The 13,029-nt window shown below is 56.0% G+C and carries 17 protein-coding genes; 6 read left to right on the top strand and 11 right to left on the bottom strand.

The window, feature by feature from the left end; genetic code table 11:
- Positions 1–20: 20 nt before the first annotated feature.
- From rpsR to rpsF, 3 genes are read right to left on the bottom strand one after another with little or no spacing between them, the layout of a single operon-like run.
- Positions 21–248 carry a 30S ribosomal protein S18 gene (gene rpsR / locus ABLU96_RS07945; protein WP_000135199.1) on the bottom strand — a complete coding sequence of 76 codons (228 nt, stop codon included), beginning with the start codon at positions 246–248 and terminating at the stop codon, positions 21–23.
- Between the two features lie 4 nt (positions 249–252).
- Positions 253–567, bottom strand: coding sequence for a primosomal replication protein N (priB, locus tag ABLU96_RS07950; RefSeq protein ID WP_004098002.1), 315 nt, complete (start codon positions 565–567; stop codon positions 253–255).
- Positions 568–572: 5 nt separating this feature from the next.
- Positions 573–968, bottom strand: a complete 396-nt coding sequence (rpsF, locus tag ABLU96_RS07955) for a 30S ribosomal protein S6 (RefSeq protein WP_004098001.1) — start codon at positions 966–968, stop codon at positions 573–575.
- A 336-nt stretch (positions 969–1,304) separates the two neighbouring features.
- Here rpsF and ABLU96_RS07960 point away from each other — a divergent pair, with 336 nt between their 5' ends.
- Together ABLU96_RS07960 and ABLU96_RS07965 are read left to right on the top strand one after the other, a co-directional pair.
- On the top strand, positions 1,305–1,580 hold the full coding sequence (locus ABLU96_RS07960; RefSeq protein WP_004098000.1) for a DUF1471 domain-containing protein: 276 nt from the start codon (positions 1,305–1,307) through the stop codon (positions 1,578–1,580).
- A gap of 180 nt (positions 1,581–1,760) precedes the next feature.
- Complete coding sequence (locus ABLU96_RS07965) at positions 1,761–2,954, top strand: MFS transporter (protein WP_047724774.1); 1,194 nt, start codon at positions 1,761–1,763, stop codon at positions 2,952–2,954.
- A 62-nt stretch (positions 2,955–3,016) separates the two neighbouring features.
- Here ABLU96_RS07965 and ABLU96_RS07970 read toward each other — a convergent pair whose 3' ends face one another.
- The 6 genes from ABLU96_RS07970 to ulaA are packed head-to-tail and all read right to left on the bottom strand — an operon-like array spanning position 3,017 to position 7,426.
- Entirely contained in the window at positions 3,017–3,703 is a 687-nt protein-coding gene (locus ABLU96_RS07970; protein ID WP_064358226.1) for an L-ribulose-5-phosphate 4-epimerase, read from the bottom strand.
- Positions 3,703–4,557 carry an L-ribulose-5-phosphate 3-epimerase gene (locus ABLU96_RS07975; RefSeq protein WP_032697160.1) on the bottom strand — a complete coding sequence of 285 codons (855 nt, stop codon included), beginning with the start codon at positions 4,555–4,557 and terminating at the stop codon, positions 3,703–3,705. The genes ABLU96_RS07970 and ABLU96_RS07975 overlap by 1 nt, the downstream gene beginning before the upstream one ends.
- Positions 4,558–4,566: 9 nt before the next feature.
- Positions 4,567–5,217 (bottom strand): 3-keto-L-gulonate-6-phosphate decarboxylase UlaD, encoded by a 651-nt coding sequence (locus ABLU96_RS07980; RefSeq protein WP_064358227.1) that lies wholly within the window; start codon positions 5,215–5,217, stop codon positions 4,567–4,569.
- Positions 5,218–5,230: 13 nt separating this feature from the next.
- Entirely contained in the window at positions 5,231–5,698 is a 468-nt protein-coding gene (ulaC, locus tag ABLU96_RS07985) for a PTS ascorbate transporter subunit IIA (protein ID WP_004097995.1), read from the bottom strand.
- 9 nt (positions 5,699–5,707) lie between these two features.
- On the bottom strand, positions 5,708–6,013 hold the full coding sequence (ulaB, locus tag ABLU96_RS07990; RefSeq protein ID WP_004109091.1) for a PTS ascorbate transporter subunit IIB: 306 nt from the start codon (positions 6,011–6,013) through the stop codon (positions 5,708–5,710).
- Positions 6,014–6,025: 12 nt separating this feature from the next.
- Positions 6,026–7,426 carry a PTS ascorbate transporter subunit IIC gene (gene ulaA / locus ABLU96_RS07995; protein ID WP_064358228.1) on the bottom strand — a complete coding sequence of 467 codons (1,401 nt, stop codon included), beginning with the start codon at positions 7,424–7,426 and terminating at the stop codon, positions 6,026–6,028.
- 364 nt (positions 7,427–7,790) lie between these two features.
- Between ulaA and ulaG the strand changes: the two genes are divergently transcribed.
- Complete coding sequence (gene ulaG, locus ABLU96_RS08000; RefSeq protein WP_064405984.1) at positions 7,791–8,855, top strand: L-ascorbate 6-phosphate lactonase; 1,065 nt, start codon at positions 7,791–7,793, stop codon at positions 8,853–8,855.
- A 106-nt stretch (positions 8,856–8,961) separates the two neighbouring features.
- Positions 8,962–9,717: an HTH-type transcriptional regulator UlaR gene (ulaR, locus tag ABLU96_RS08005; protein ID WP_064405986.1), complete on the top strand. Its 756-nt coding sequence runs from the start codon at positions 8,962–8,964 to the stop codon at positions 9,715–9,717.
- On the opposite strand, the gene yjfP is transcribed toward ulaR, so the two are convergent.
- The gene (yjfP, locus tag ABLU96_RS08010; RefSeq protein ID WP_004097989.1) at positions 9,714–10,430 is read right to left on the bottom strand and encodes an esterase; all 717 of its coding nucleotides are present in this window, start codon (positions 10,428–10,430) and stop codon (positions 9,714–9,716) included. The genes ulaR and yjfP overlap by 4 nt on opposite strands.
- Before the next feature lie 197 nt (positions 10,431–10,627).
- Here yjfP and bsmA point away from each other — a divergent pair, with 197 nt between their 5' ends.
- Together bsmA and yjfN are read left to right on the top strand one after the other, a co-directional pair.
- A complete protein-coding gene (gene bsmA, locus ABLU96_RS08015; RefSeq protein ID WP_004097988.1) occupies positions 10,628–10,936 on the top strand; it encodes a biofilm peroxide resistance protein BsmA in 309 nt (102 codons plus the stop codon).
- A 137-nt stretch (positions 10,937–11,073) separates the two neighbouring features.
- On the top strand, positions 11,074–11,349 hold the full coding sequence (gene yjfN, locus ABLU96_RS08020; protein ID WP_014227626.1) for a DUF1471 family protease activator YjfN: 276 nt from the start codon (positions 11,074–11,076) through the stop codon (positions 11,347–11,349).
- Here yjfN and ABLU96_RS08025 read toward each other — a convergent pair.
- On the bottom strand, positions 11,340–12,977 hold the full coding sequence (locus tag ABLU96_RS08025; protein ID WP_064405988.1) for an isovaleryl-CoA dehydrogenase: 1,638 nt from the start codon (positions 12,975–12,977) through the stop codon (positions 11,340–11,342). The two genes, yjfN and ABLU96_RS08025, sit on opposite strands and share 10 nt — an antisense overlap.
- Positions 12,978–13,029 lie beyond the last annotated feature (52 nt).

Genomic DNA, 13,029 nt, shown 5'->3' on the forward strand with positions numbered 1-13,029 from the left:
TATTAATGGACCGTGACCGATTACTGATGACGATCAGTGTACGGCAGCAGGGACAGGTAGCGAGCGCGTTTGATAGCGCGTGCCAGCTGACGCTGATATTTTGCACGGGTACCGGTGATACGGCTCGGGACAATCTTACCGCTTTCGGTGATGTAGTTTTTCAGCGTAGCGATATCTTTATAGTCGATCTCTTGAACGCCTTCCGCGGTGAAACGGCAGAACTTGCGACGACGGAAATAACGTGCCATATGGCTAGTCTCCAGAATCTATCAATTCAATCTGCTCGGCATGCAGAACCATTTTGCTCAAGCCGTTCTTTGCCTTGTGGCAAGAGATGAACCCTCGAACGATTACTGCGCTACCGACCGTTATACTGTGAGTAATGGCCTGGTTCTGGTGTCCGCTAATTATCACGGGCATCTGGCACCATGCCTGCCGGTGAAAACCGGCTTCCTCCTGCACTGAACGATGCTCAAGCACGAACTGGCAGTGTGGAATTCCTGACGGGCTGACCTTACGAAGCGGAGTCCTGCATACAATGCCGGACAGCTCCAGACGGTTGGTCATCAGGATTACTCTTCAGAATCCCCAGCTTCAGAATCATCTGCGGTTTCGTTGGCGAAATCTTCGCGACGCTCACGGCGCTCGTCTTTCGCTTTAACCATCGGAGATGCTTCGGTAACAGCGTGCTTAGTACGCATTACCATGCTGCGGATAACGGCGTCGTTGAAGCGGAAGTTAGTTTCCAGCTCATCGATCGCTTCCTGCGGCGCTTCAACGTTCAGCAGAACGTAGTGAGCTTTGTGCAGTTTGTTGATCGGATAAGCCAGCTGACGGCGGCCCCAGTCTTCCAGACGGTGGATCGTACCTTCTGCTGCAGTGATTGCACCAGTGTAACGTTCGATCATGCCCGGAACCTGTTCGCTCTGGTCAGGATGGACCATAAAAACGATTTCGTAATGACGCATCGAATTGCTCCTTACGGATTATTCAGCCTCCTGTCTGGGTCAGCCGCGGCCCATGGAGGCAAGGAACGTGTTAAAGGGCGGCTGAAAAATTGACGCGTCATAATACGGGCGAGCGGGGTTTAAGACAAGTGAATTGTGCAAATAATTCGCACTAAGCGCGAAGTGACCTTAAGCCAGTGATTTAAAATTAATCAACGACGGAAGCGACAATTTTTTGAACAACTGCATCAGAAATGGTCGCGATACGCCAGACAGGCAGAGATTACACTTAGATCAGAAGCAATCCATACCCCAGGGAAGCGGGTGAACGTCAGGAGCGTCATAAGGAGGTAGGTGATGAAATACATCCTCATAACCATGATGGCAGCGCTTTTGTTGAGCGCCAACGCGCTGGCTGCTATTAAAATCGATGCCCGCCAGGCCCGCAACATGGACGATGTGCAGAGCCTCGGCGTTATCTATATCAACCACAACATCGCCACCGAGCAGGAAGCCGACCAGGCGCTTAGCCAGCAGAGCGATGCTCAGGGAGCGAAGTACTTCCAGCCGATCCTCATTCATGAACCGGGAAGCGACGGCGCCATTCACGCCAGTGCCGCCATTTACCGCTAGTTTTCCCGGATCGTTGGCTTCTTCCCGTTGCAGGGGGAAGCCAACGATGGCATTGCCCGGCGGTCATACCCACACAATCGCGCCTTAATGCAATTGAGAATTATTTTTTCTCGTGACTTATCAGCGCCAGCGTAACCTGATTTAATCACTCTTTAACCGCATGATTATCCGGAGTGCTTCATGGTTCCGCGTTTTGCCACGCTAAGCCGTATCCCAAAAGGGGTTTGGGTTCTTGGCGGCGTTAGCCTGCTGATGGATGTTTCCTCGGAAATGATCCACAGCCTGCTCCCTCTATTTATGGCCACCACGCTGGGAGCCAGCGTCATTATTATCGGCATTATCGAAGGCGTCGCGGAAGCCACCGCGCTGATACTGAAGGTGTTTTCCGGCGTCATCAGCGATTATGTCGGCAAGCGTAAAGGGCTGGCGCTGCTCGGCTATGGCCTGGGTGCGCTGAGCAAGCCTCTTTTCGCCATCGCGCCCACCTCAGGCGTGGTGTTTAGCGCCCGGATGATCGACCGCGTGGGCAAAGGGATACGCGGCGCGCCGCGGGATGCGCTGGTCGCCGACGTCACCCCGCCGGAAATTCGCGGAGCCGCCTACGGGCTGCGCCAGTCGCTGGATACCATCGGCGCTTTTCTGGGGCCGCTGCTTGCCGTCGCGCTGATGTTTGTCTGGGATAACGATTTCCAGTCTATTTTTTGGGTCGCGGCGATCCCCGCCGTTCTCTCTATCGCTTTACTGGGCTTTGGATTAAAAGAGCCCAGGACGGCGGTCGTCCAGAAACGCACTAACCCCCTGCGCCGCGAGAATCTCAAGAAGCTTTCCGCCGCCTACTGGTGGGTGGTGGCTATCGGCTCGATTTTTACCCTTGCCCGCTTCAGCGAAGCCTTTCTGGTCCTGCGCGCCCAGCAGATGGCGATCCCGCTGTTCGCTATTCCGCTGGTGATGGTCGCCATGAATCTGGTTTACAGCCTGACCGCCTATCCATTCGGGAAACTATCGGACAGCATGAGCCACAGCAAAATGCTGCAGTGGGGCCTGCTGGTGCTGATCGCCGCCGATATCGTGCTGGCGCTCAGCAGCCACTGGAGCACGCTTTTAGCCGGCGTCGCGCTGTGGGGTATTCATATGGGCATGACGCAGGGTCTGCTGGCGGCGATGGTGGCGCACACCGCCCCGCCTGAACTGCGCGGAACAGCGTTCGGGATGTTCAACCTGATGAGCGGCATCGCCCTGCTGCTGGCCAGCGCCGGTGCGGGCGTGCTGTGGGAAGTTCTGGGCGCCGCCTCGACGTTTTACGCCGGCGCGATAATCTGCGTTGTGACGCTGGTTGGCATGCGCTGCATGCCGTCGGCTTATCAGCAAAACTAAAAATGGCTCCGGAGCAGACCGGTTGATTCATCATAAAGATGAAATGCTCCGGAGCACCTGTTTCACTTTTGCCCGTAATAGGCATCTGGCCCGTGCTTGCGCATAAAATGCTTGCCCATCAGCCAGCTATCGATGGGCTTCAGCTGCGGGTTGATCGCGCGAGCAATCCACGCCATCCGCGCCACCTCTTCCATCACCACCGCGTTATGCACCGCATCGTGCGCATCCTTGCCCCAGGCAAAAGGCCCGTGCTGATAGACCACGATGCCCGGCGTATGCAGCGGCTCAACGTCACCCAGCGTTTCGATAATCACGTGGCCCGTGTTCAGCTCATAAGCCTCCGCCACTTCCTGCGCGCTTAACGCCCGGGTGCAGGGAATGTCGCCAAAGAAGTAGTCCGCGTGGGTCGTCCCCAGAGCGGGAATAGCCAGACCCGCCTGCGCCCAGGCCGTCGCGTGCGTCGAGTGGGTATGCACCACGCCGCCAAGGCTCGGATAGCGGCGATACAGCGCCAGATGCGTGGCGGTATCGGAAGAAGGACGATAGCGTCCTTCCACCACGTTCCCTTCGAGATCCACGACCACCATATCGTCCGCTTTCATGGTCTCGTAGGCGACGCCGCTGGGCTTAATCGCCACCAGCCCGCGTTCGCGGTCGATAGCGCTGACGTTACCCCAGGTAAAAGTGACCAGGCCGTAGCGCGGTAAATCCATATTGGCGTCGAAAACCTGCCGTTTCAGCGTTTGCATTATGCCACCTCCAGCAGACCGGCGCTGGCCATCCGAGCCTTCACCCAATCGCGCGCTTTCGCGACCTCGGCGGCGGGATCGTCGGTCGTTTCGCTCCACATTTCAATTAGATACGGGCCGCAGTAGCCCGTCTGCTTGAGCGTTTCGAAACAACGTTCAAAATCGACGACGCCTTCACCGAACGGCACGTTTTTAAATACGCCGGGTTTCGTGTCTTTTATATGCACCGCCACGATATGCCCCATCCCGGCCTGAAGCTCCATCTGTACGTCGTTATCCCAGGCGGAAAGGTTGCCGATGTCCGGATAGAGCTGGAACCACGGATTATTCAGGTAGTGGGCGTAGCCCAGCGCCTTGCTGATCGAGTTCATCAGCGGGTAGTCCATAATTTCCATCGCCAGCGTTACCTGCGCGCGGCTGGCCATTTCAACGCTCTCTTTTAGCCCATCGCGGAAACGACGGCGCGTCTCGTTATTGGCTTCCTGGTAGTAGACGTCGTAGCCCGCCAGCTGGATTACGCGAATCCCCACGTCCTGCGCCAGCCGAATCGCTTTGCGCATAATCTCCAGGCCCTGCGCCCGTACCGCGTCGTCTTCGCTACCGAGCGGGAAGCGCCGATGGGCGCTCAGGCACATTGAGGGCACGCGCACCCCGGTTTCCGCAATCGCGTTAACCAGCGCGAAGCGCTGCTCCCGGCTCCAGTCGAGCCGGGCCAGGCGGGCGTCAGTTTCATCGACCGACATTTCGACGAAATCAAAACCGAGCGCCTTAGCCAGCCGCAGACGTTCCAGCCAGCACTCCCCGGCGGGGAGCGCTTTTTCATAGATGCCGAGCGGAATAGGTTTCGACAGCATAGCCGCTCCTTAGCCCCACAGCTGGGCGATCGAACGTTTGAACTGCCGCGCGGCTTCCACCGGGGAAGCGGCGTCGCGAATGCTGCGACCGGCGATAAAGACGTGGATCGGAATCCCCTGGAACAGCGGCAAATCCTCCAGCGCCAGGCCGCCGGTGACGGTGACTTTAAAGCCCATCCCGGACAGGCGTTTGATCGCGCTGATATCCGCCTCGCCCCACGCTACGCCGGCGGCCTGGGCATCGCGGCTGCGGTGATAAACCACCTGCTGAACGCCCGCTTCACGCCACTCCTGCGCCTGCTCCCAGCTCCAGTAGCCGGTCAGTTCGATCTGGACGTCGCCGTTGAACTCTTTCGCTACGTCCAGCGCGCCTTTGGTGGTGTTGATGTCCGCGCAGCAGATCACGGTGACCCAGTCGGCGTTGGCTTCAAAGCACATGCGGGAGAGAATTTTACCGGCATCGGCGATTTTGGCGTCCGCCAGCACGATTTTGTTGGGATAGAGCGCCTTCAGGTCGCGAACGGCGCGTACGCCCTCAGCCACGCAGAGAATGGTACCGACTTCAATAATGTCCACTTCATCGGCAATCAGGCGCGTCGTTTCATACGCGGAAGACATAGATTGGTTATCGAGCGCAACCTGCAACATAGGTAATGACATTTTGGTGTTCCTTTTAAACGGCCGCTGCCGTAGCGTTATCAATTAATTCCAGAACTTCCTGCGCGGAGCGGCAGGCGCGTAAACGGTCAAAATTGGCTTCATCTTCAAACAGGTTGACGATCTGCATGATGCCGACTTCCTGATGGGTATTGGCATCCACGGCCGCCATGGTGATCAGGATGTCGACCGGGTCGTTATCCTCATGATTGAAAACCAGCGGCGTTTTCAGCGTAACCAGCGCAAAGCCCGTTTTCTTCACCCCCTCTTCCGGCCGACCGTGCGGCATCGCCAGACCGGGAGCAATCACAAAATAAGGGCCGTGCTGAGCAACGCCATCCAGAATGGCCTGGTAGTAGCGCGGCTCCACGACATCCGCCTTCACCAGTAAATCAACGCTCAGCTTGACGGCTTCCTGCCAGGTGCTGGCGTCAGCCTGTAAAAGGATGGAGTTGTTCTCCACCAGCGAATCACGTAATTTCATTTGGCGTCCTTACTTCACATCCTGCGGGAAGTGCGCTTTGATCACCTCCAGCAGTTTTGGGCCAAAATCCGCAGGCGAGAGCATGTTGCGCACGCCAACCACGTATTTGTTGCCGGAGACGCTAATCTCACCGGCGATATGGGTGGAGGCGATGATAATGTCCGCGCCGTTGAGTTCACTTTTGTATTCCCCCACCGCGCAGCTGTTTACCGTGTGATCGATATTTGACTGGGTCAAAAACTGGTCCACCTTCATCTTCATGATCATGGAACTGCCTTGCCCGTTGCCACATACAGCCAGAATACGTACGGTCATAGTCAAAACTCCTTATTGAGCAGAAGCATCTGCCAGTTGTTTTTCCGCGTCCTCTTCAGCGCGCAGCGAGCGCCCTGCGAAGAACATATAAGCCAGTGCGATAATGATAATGACGGCCATAAACGCGATACCGATGGAGGCGAAGCCCTGCATCATCGGCGGCGCCAGAATTGACCAGTCCGCCATGCCCATCCAGGCGCTCATGCCGGTCAGCTTCACCGCCCAGACGCAGCCAAAGATTTCGATCATGCCCATCACCAGACAAATCTTGAGCGCCGCGCGCCAGCCGCCAAAGTGGTTAGCAAAGACGCCGATGGTGGCGTTCGAGAAAAACATCGGGATAAAGCCCGGAATAATCAGAATGGAAGAGCCGAAGCCGACCAGAATACCGACTGCGATCAGCTGACCGATGGTGCCCCACATAAAGCCCCAGACAACGGCGTTTGGCGCAAAGCTATAGATCGCCGCACAGTCAATGGCCAGTACGGCGCCGGGAATCAGGCGCTGGGAGATACCGTTGAACGCCTCGGAAAGTTCGGCGACGAACATGCGCACGCCCTGGGTGATAATGAAAATAGCGACGGCGAACGAGAAGCCCGTTTGCAGGATATAGACCGTCCAGTGGGTGTTACCCGCCATCGCCTGTACGGTGTCGATGCCGAAGGAGAGCAGAATCGCGCCGAAGAAAATGGTCATCACGATGGCCGTGGAGACGATGTTGTCGTGAAAGATGTTCAGCCAGCCCGGCAGCTTAAGATCCTCAACGCTCTCCTCTTTTTTGCCCAGATACGGGGCGACCTTGTAAGCAATCCATGAAGCGAACTGCTGCTGGTGTCCGATGGAGAAGCCGCAGCCGTCGGTCACTTCCTGAGTCGGCTTATACATCATGTTCGAGGTAATGCCCCAATAGAGCGACACCAGTACCGCCGTACAGATGATGGTCGTCCACATCGGGTAGCCGAAGATGTAAAAAGAGACGGCAATCAGCCCCGCCTGCTGGAACATGATGTGCCCGGTCAGCATGATGGTGCGAATACCGGTAATACGCCGCAGCAGGACATAACAGATATTCAGCGCCAGGGCTAACAGTACGGCATAGCCCACCCAGCTGTAGGCGTCGCCCATGCGTTCGATCGTGGCCATCATTGACGCGTAGGTATCGGAGATAGCGCCGTTAATGCCGTAAACCTCAGACATTTTCGCCACGACCGGCTTAAACGTGCTGGTCAGAATGCCGGAGCCGGCCTGCAGCAGCATAAAACCGATAATGGTTTTAATCGTCCCTTTAACAATAACGCTGGCGCTTTTGCGCAGCAGGATATAGCCCAGGCAGGTCACAATACCCAGCAGCAGCGGGGCGTTGGTCATAACCTGGTTAAAGAACACGGTAAAGATGTGGTAGAGAATCTCCATAACACACTCCAGAAGGTGGACGCTCTGAACGCACGCTACGCCCAGGTTGGTTGTTGCGATCACTCTAATAATCAAAAATAATCACAACAAGATTATATTTGATTAAATGTGACGCACGCCGCAAATAATCACACAATCCGCCATCGTATTAATTCTCATTTCTACAAAATGTAAAATAGTATATTTAAATCAATGAAATAAAACCTAACTCATGTCATAACGTCAGCCTGCCCCTCTTTTTACTCTCCACGATTCCCCTCATGAAGGGCAAATTTCAGGATTGCAATCCTGAACAAACGGTGCCAGTATTCGTCAAAACAAATCACATTGTGATTACTTTTGATAATATGTGAGGGAAAAACAAATGAGTAAAGTACAAACCATCACCCGCGAATCATGGATCCTGAACACTTTTCCGGAGTGGGGTAGCTGGCTGAACGAAGAAATTGAACAAGAGCAGGTTGCGCCGGGCACCTTTGCCATGTGGTGGTTGGGTTGTACGGGCATCTGGCTGAAATCCGAAGGCGGAGCCAATATCTGCGTCGATTTCTGGTGCGGTACCGGCAAGCAAAGCCACGGGAATCCGCTGATGAAAACGGGCCACCAGATGCAGCGTATGGCCGGCGTGAAGAAGCTCCAGCCAAACCTGCGCACCACTCCGTTTGTTCTCGATCCGTTCGCTATTCGCCAGATCGACGCCGTACTGTCCACTCACGATCATAACGATCATATTGATGTGAACGTGGCCGCCGCGGTCATGCAGAACTGCGCCGAGGACGTGCCGTTCATCGGCCCGCAAACCTGCGTCGACCTGTGGATAGGCTGGGGCGTTCCAAAAGAGCGCTGTATCGTGATGAAACCAGGGGATGTGGTTAAAATAAAGGATGTTGAAATCCACGCGCTTGACGCTTTTGACCGTACGGCCCTCATCACCTTACCCGCGGATCAAAAAGCCGCAGGCGTCCTGCCGGACGGAATGGATCAGCGCGCGGTGAACTATTTGTTCAAAACGCCGGGCGGCAACCTGTATCACAGCGGCGATTCCCACTACTCCAACTACTACGCGAAGCACGGTAACGAACACCAGATCGACGTGGCGCTGGGCTCCTATGGCGAGAACCCGCGCGGTATCACCGACAAAATGACCAACGCCGATATCCTGCGCATGGCCGAGTCGCTGAATGCTAAAGTGGTAATCCCGTTCCATCACGATATCTGGTCAAACTTCCAGGCCGATCCGCAGGAAATCCGCGTTTTGTGGGAGATGAAAAAAGATCGTCTGCAGTATGGCTTTAAGCCTTTCATCTGGCAGGTGGGCGGAAAATTCACCTGGCCGCTGGATAAAGACAACTTCGAATACCATTATCCGCGCGGATTCGACGATTGCTTCACGATGGAACCGGACCTGCCCTTTAAGTCGTTCCTGTAAGGCTTCTCCGGCGGGACCGCCCGCCGGAAATTATCCCCGTCAGCATTAGTATTTTCACCTGATTTCAAATATCATCTTTGCTTATCACTTTTAATCGGATTTGCTCATGACGGAAGCGCAAAGACATCAAATTTTACTGGATTTGCTGGCACAAACGGGATTTGTCACCGTGGAGCAGGTGATTTCCCGGCTGGGAATTTCTCCGGCGACGGCACGACGCGATATCAACAAACTCGACGAAAGCGGCAGGCTGAAAAAAGTCCGCAACGGTGCGGAAGCCATCAGCGAGCAGCGCCCGCGCTGGTCGCCAATGAATATTCACCAGGCGCAAAACCACGATGAGAAGGTACGGATTGCGCGTGCGGCTTCGCAGCTGGTCAACCCTGGCGAAAGCATCGTCATTAACTGCGGCTCTACCGCATTCCTGCTTGGGCAGGAGCTGTGCGGCAAACCGGTACAGATCATCACCAACTATTTGCCGCTGGCCAACTATCTGATCGATCAGGAACACGACAGCGTCATCATTATGGGCGGGCAGTATAACCGCAGCCACTCTATCACCCTGAGCCCGCAGGGCAGCGAAAACAGCCTGTATGCCGGGCACTGGATGTTCACCAGCGGCAAAGGGTTGACCGCCGAAGGGCTGTATAAAACCGATATGCTGACGGCGATGGCGGAGCAAAAAATGCTTAACGTCGTCGGCAAACTCGCGGTCCTGGTCGACAGCAGCAAAGTCGGCGAACGCGCCGGAATGCTCTTTAGCCAGGCCGGGCAAATCGACCTGGTGATTACCGGTAAACAGGCGGATGAGGCGATCCTCAAGCAGCTTGAGGATCAGGACGTACAGGTGATTCGCGTTTAAAGGTGACGTTGAAAAAAGTCCACCGTCGCGGCTAACGCTTCCGGCGTAATGCGGTGGCGGACGCCTTTCTGCCAGAGGCAGGTTAAATTGTCGGCCAGCGCGTTTTGCTGCAGCGCCTGCTGCAGGCGGAAGGTTTCCCCCGGCGGCACGACATCATCTTCATCGCCGTGCCAGAGCAGCAGCGGACGGCTGGCCAGGGTCGCCAGCTGCTGGCTGACGTCCCACGCCACCAGCTGTTCTGCATCGAACGAAGGCGAAGGGAAAAGCGCCTGCGAGAGCGAACTGAAATAGCCTGACCCCATCAGGCAGGCTACGCTTTTCAGCTCCGGGTGGTGGGTCATAATCCCTAATGCCGTCATTCCGCCCATCGATGCGCCTGCCACCGCCAGCCTGTCGTCAGCAAGCCATCCCCGATCCCGAATCGCCTCCTGTAGTGCCGGAAATTCAATAAAATTGTTCATCAGAATCGGCCAGAAGCGCTGCATCCGCCCCTGTTCGTCTCCCCGGTAGCGCGCGCCGTGTTCCGCTGCATCAGGCATAATCACCCGAAACCCCGCCTCTGCAAGCGCAACGGCAAAATAGCTGTAGACCAGCTTAGAAGAGGTAAAACCATGATAAAAGACAATGCAAGGCAGCGCCGTATCCGCGGCGCCCTGCGGGTACGCATGGAGAACCTCCCCACCCGCAAGGTTACGCATTTCTAGTGCAATCATTTACCGTCTCCTTTCTCTCAAGTGATGTTATGTTATTACTCAAGTCGCTCGTTCGCACATGATTCATAATCTTGAGAACCAGATTACGCTTTCACGATATTTTCATTCGAAAATCGCGTACGGGATAACAATTTGGGAACATTCCCCGGAAATGACATTCAGGCTACCACTACACTATGACTAACAGGAAACGAGATATGGTTATGCGTAGGTTTGCACCGTGGTTAATGGCAATCGCTTTAACCGGCTGTAGCGCCCTACAGGGGACGCCAAAGGCGCCGCCGCCGGCAACCGACCATCCACAAGAGATCCAGCGTAATCAGACTGCGGGTCTGCAGAAGATGGGGACGGTGAGCGTATTAATGTACGGCTCACCGATGGATGTCGAGGCTGCGCTAAAGGTCAAAGCTGAGGCGGCTAAAGCGGATTACTACGTCATCATAATGATTGATGACACCATGGTTCCGGGCCAGTGGTATTCGCAGGCAATTTTGTACCGTAAATAGCGGTCAACCTTTAAGCCAGCTTTACACTGCTTTGCATCCATTCACGTTCTTCTGTGCATAATAACGTTCGGCCAGCTGTAACCAGGCAGAACGTTAGCAACGGACTGCCCTCAGGACTATGTGAAATGGAGCTGACGATGAAACGAACTTTTACCCTACCCAGCCTGATGTTGACCACCGTCACGGCCAATACTTCCGCGCAGTCAGCGGAGTTTGCCAGCGCTGACTGCGTAACGGGCCTGAACGAAATTGGCCTGATTTGCGTTAACAACATCTCGGGCAGCCAGCAGGATGTTGAACACGCTATCGCCGTGCAGGCCGATGAGCAGGGCGCCTCCTGGTATCGCATCGTCCAGATGTACGAGGAGCAGCAGCCGGACAACTGGCGGGTACAGGCCATTCTTTATGCCTGAGGCGCCTGTCGTCCACGCCCCGTTGCCCGTAACAGTAAGTCATCCAGCGTCTGCTCATCCAGCCGCATGCCGCCGCGCGCGTCGAGCATCATACGGCACCAGGCCTCTGCCAGCGGCGGTGACGCGAAGCGTAATAGCTGCGCCCCAACGCCCAGCATATAGACCAGCCGGGTAATCTCCCGCCCCTGCTCTTCCAGAGGCCGCCGTAGCCACTGCTGCAGCTGCCGCCACGTCCGATCGAAATGACGATTTTGCCCTTTCACTTCCGCGCACTCCGCCGCCAGAAGTTCGAGCGCCGCCGGCTGCTTCATCAGAACCCGCATCACGTCCAGACACATAATATTACCGGAACCTTCCCAGATGCTGTTTACCGGCATTTCACGGTACAAACGCGGTAATTCACTCTCTTCACAATAGCCTGAGCCGCCCAGTACCTCCATCGCCTCGGCGACGAACGCGATCCCGGATTTGCAGACAGCAAATTTCGCGGCGGGCGTGAACAGCCTTGCCCATAGCGCTTCCTGCACATCGTCGCGCCTGTCCCAGGCCCTCGCCAGGCGGAACAGAAAGGCGGTTTGTCCTTCCAGCCGCAGCGCCATCTGCCCCAGAACCTGACGCATTATCGGCTGATCGACCAGATTTTTACCAAATGCCTGACGCTGCAGAGCATGGTATAAGGCTACCGAATAGGCCCGGCGCATCAGCGCATGGCTACCCAGCGCGCAGTCAAAACGGGTCAGGCCGCCCATTTTGAGAATTTGCCGGACGCCATCGCCCTCTTCCCCGACCAGCCAGCCGCAGGCATTAAAAAACTCGACTTCGCTGCTGGCGTTCGCGCGGTTACCTAATTTATCTTTCAGCCTTTCCAGATGTACGCCGTTACGCTGGCCATCCGGCAACAGGCGCGGAACAAAAAAGCAGGAGAGGCCCACCGGCGCCTGAGCCAGCACCAGATGAGCATCGCTCTGCGGTACCGAGAAAAACCATTTATGTCCGATCAGATGATAAAAGCCTTCTGCGCTTTTCTCCGCTCGCGTCGTGTTGCTCAGGACATCGGACCCGCCCTGCTTTTCCGTCATCCCCATCCCGATAAGCAGCCCGCGTTTCTGATTACCCGGCACAAGGTGCGGATCGTAGCGATCGCTTAATAGCGGCGATAGCCAGTCGCTAAAAGTCTCGGGTAAGGAGCGCTGCAGCAATGGAATAGCGGCAAAGGTCATGGTGGTGGGACACAGGGTGCCCGCCTCGACCTGCGCATGCAGCATAAAGCGGGCAGCGCGGGCAACGAAGGCGCCTTCACGAGCCTCTTCCTGCCAGGCAAGATTATGTACCCGGTTAGCGCACAGCCCCTGCATCAGTAAATGCCAGGCGGGATGGAAACGAACATCGTCAAGACGCGATCCCGTTGCGTCATAGCGCAGCAGTTCCGGCGGATTGCTGTTGGCCAGGCGCCCCAGCTCCAGCGATTCGGCCGTCCCCAGCTGTTGGCCAATGCTCGCCAGCAGATCGCTATCCCAGCCCGCGCCTTCGCGGACGACGGCTTCACGCAGGGCGGTATCGGACAGGAATAAGTTACTGTTACATAGCGGCGAGGGTTGATTAAATACGGTATGAGTTTGCCAGTGCATTATGTTTCCCTCCTTCAATGGCTCTATCCATAAGTATGGACAACGGCGCACT

It is taken from the genome of Klebsiella sp. CN_Kp106, from assembly GCF_040064575.1.
Taxonomy (GTDB): Bacteria; Pseudomonadota; Gammaproteobacteria; order Enterobacterales; family Enterobacteriaceae; genus Klebsiella; species Klebsiella michiganensis.

Bases quoted from the DNA above. Each gene is read 5' to 3' on its own strand.
- ABLU96_RS08025 (WP_064405988.1), bottom strand. From the start codon at position 12,977: ATGCACTGGCAAACTCATACCGTATTTAATCAACCCTCGCCGCTATGT.
- ABLU96_RS07970 (WP_064358226.1), bottom strand. From the start codon at position 3,703: ATGCAAACGCTGAAACGGCAGGTTTTCGACGCCAATATGGATTTACCG.
- ulaC (WP_004097995.1), bottom strand. From the start codon at position 5,698: ATGAAATTACGTGATTCGCTGGTGGAGAACAACTCCATCCTTTTACAG.
- ulaR (WP_064405986.1), top strand. From the start codon at position 8,962: ATGACGGAAGCGCAAAGACATCAAATTTTACTGGATTTGCTGGCACAA.
- ABLU96_RS07965 (WP_047724774.1), top strand. From the start codon at position 1,761: ATGGTTCCGCGTTTTGCCACGCTAAGCCGTATCCCAAAAGGGGTTTGG.
- yjfP (WP_004097989.1), bottom strand. From the start codon at position 10,430: ATGATTGCACTAGAAATGCGTAACCTTGCGGGTGGGGAGGTTCTCCAT.
- rpsF (WP_004098001.1), bottom strand. From the start codon at position 968: ATGCGTCATTACGAAATCGTTTTTATGGTCCATCCTGACCAGAGCGAA.
- yjfN (WP_014227626.1), top strand. From the start codon at position 11,074: ATGAAACGAACTTTTACCCTACCCAGCCTGATGTTGACCACCGTCACG.
- ulaB (WP_004109091.1), bottom strand. From the start codon at position 6,013: ATGACCGTACGTATTCTGGCTGTATGTGGCAACGGGCAAGGCAGTTCC.
- ABLU96_RS07975 (WP_032697160.1), bottom strand. From the start codon at position 4,557: ATGCTGTCGAAACCTATTCCGCTCGGCATCTATGAAAAAGCGCTCCCC.
- ABLU96_RS07960 (WP_004098000.1), top strand. From the start codon at position 1,305: ATGAAATACATCCTCATAACCATGATGGCAGCGCTTTTGTTGAGCGCC.
- ABLU96_RS07980 (WP_064358227.1), bottom strand. From the start codon at position 5,217: ATGTCATTACCTATGTTGCAGGTTGCGCTCGATAACCAATCTATGTCT.
- bsmA (WP_004097988.1), top strand. From the start codon at position 10,628: ATGGTTATGCGTAGGTTTGCACCGTGGTTAATGGCAATCGCTTTAACC.
- ulaG (WP_064405984.1), top strand. From the start codon at position 7,791: ATGAGTAAAGTACAAACCATCACCCGCGAATCATGGATCCTGAACACT.
- priB (WP_004098002.1), bottom strand. From the start codon at position 567: ATGACCAACCGTCTGGAGCTGTCCGGCATTGTATGCAGGACTCCGCTT.
- ulaA (WP_064358228.1), bottom strand. From the start codon at position 7,426: ATGGAGATTCTCTACCACATCTTTACCGTGTTCTTTAACCAGGTTATG.
- rpsR (WP_000135199.1), bottom strand. From the start codon at position 248: ATGGCACGTTATTTCCGTCGTCGCAAGTTCTGCCGTTTCACCGCGGAA.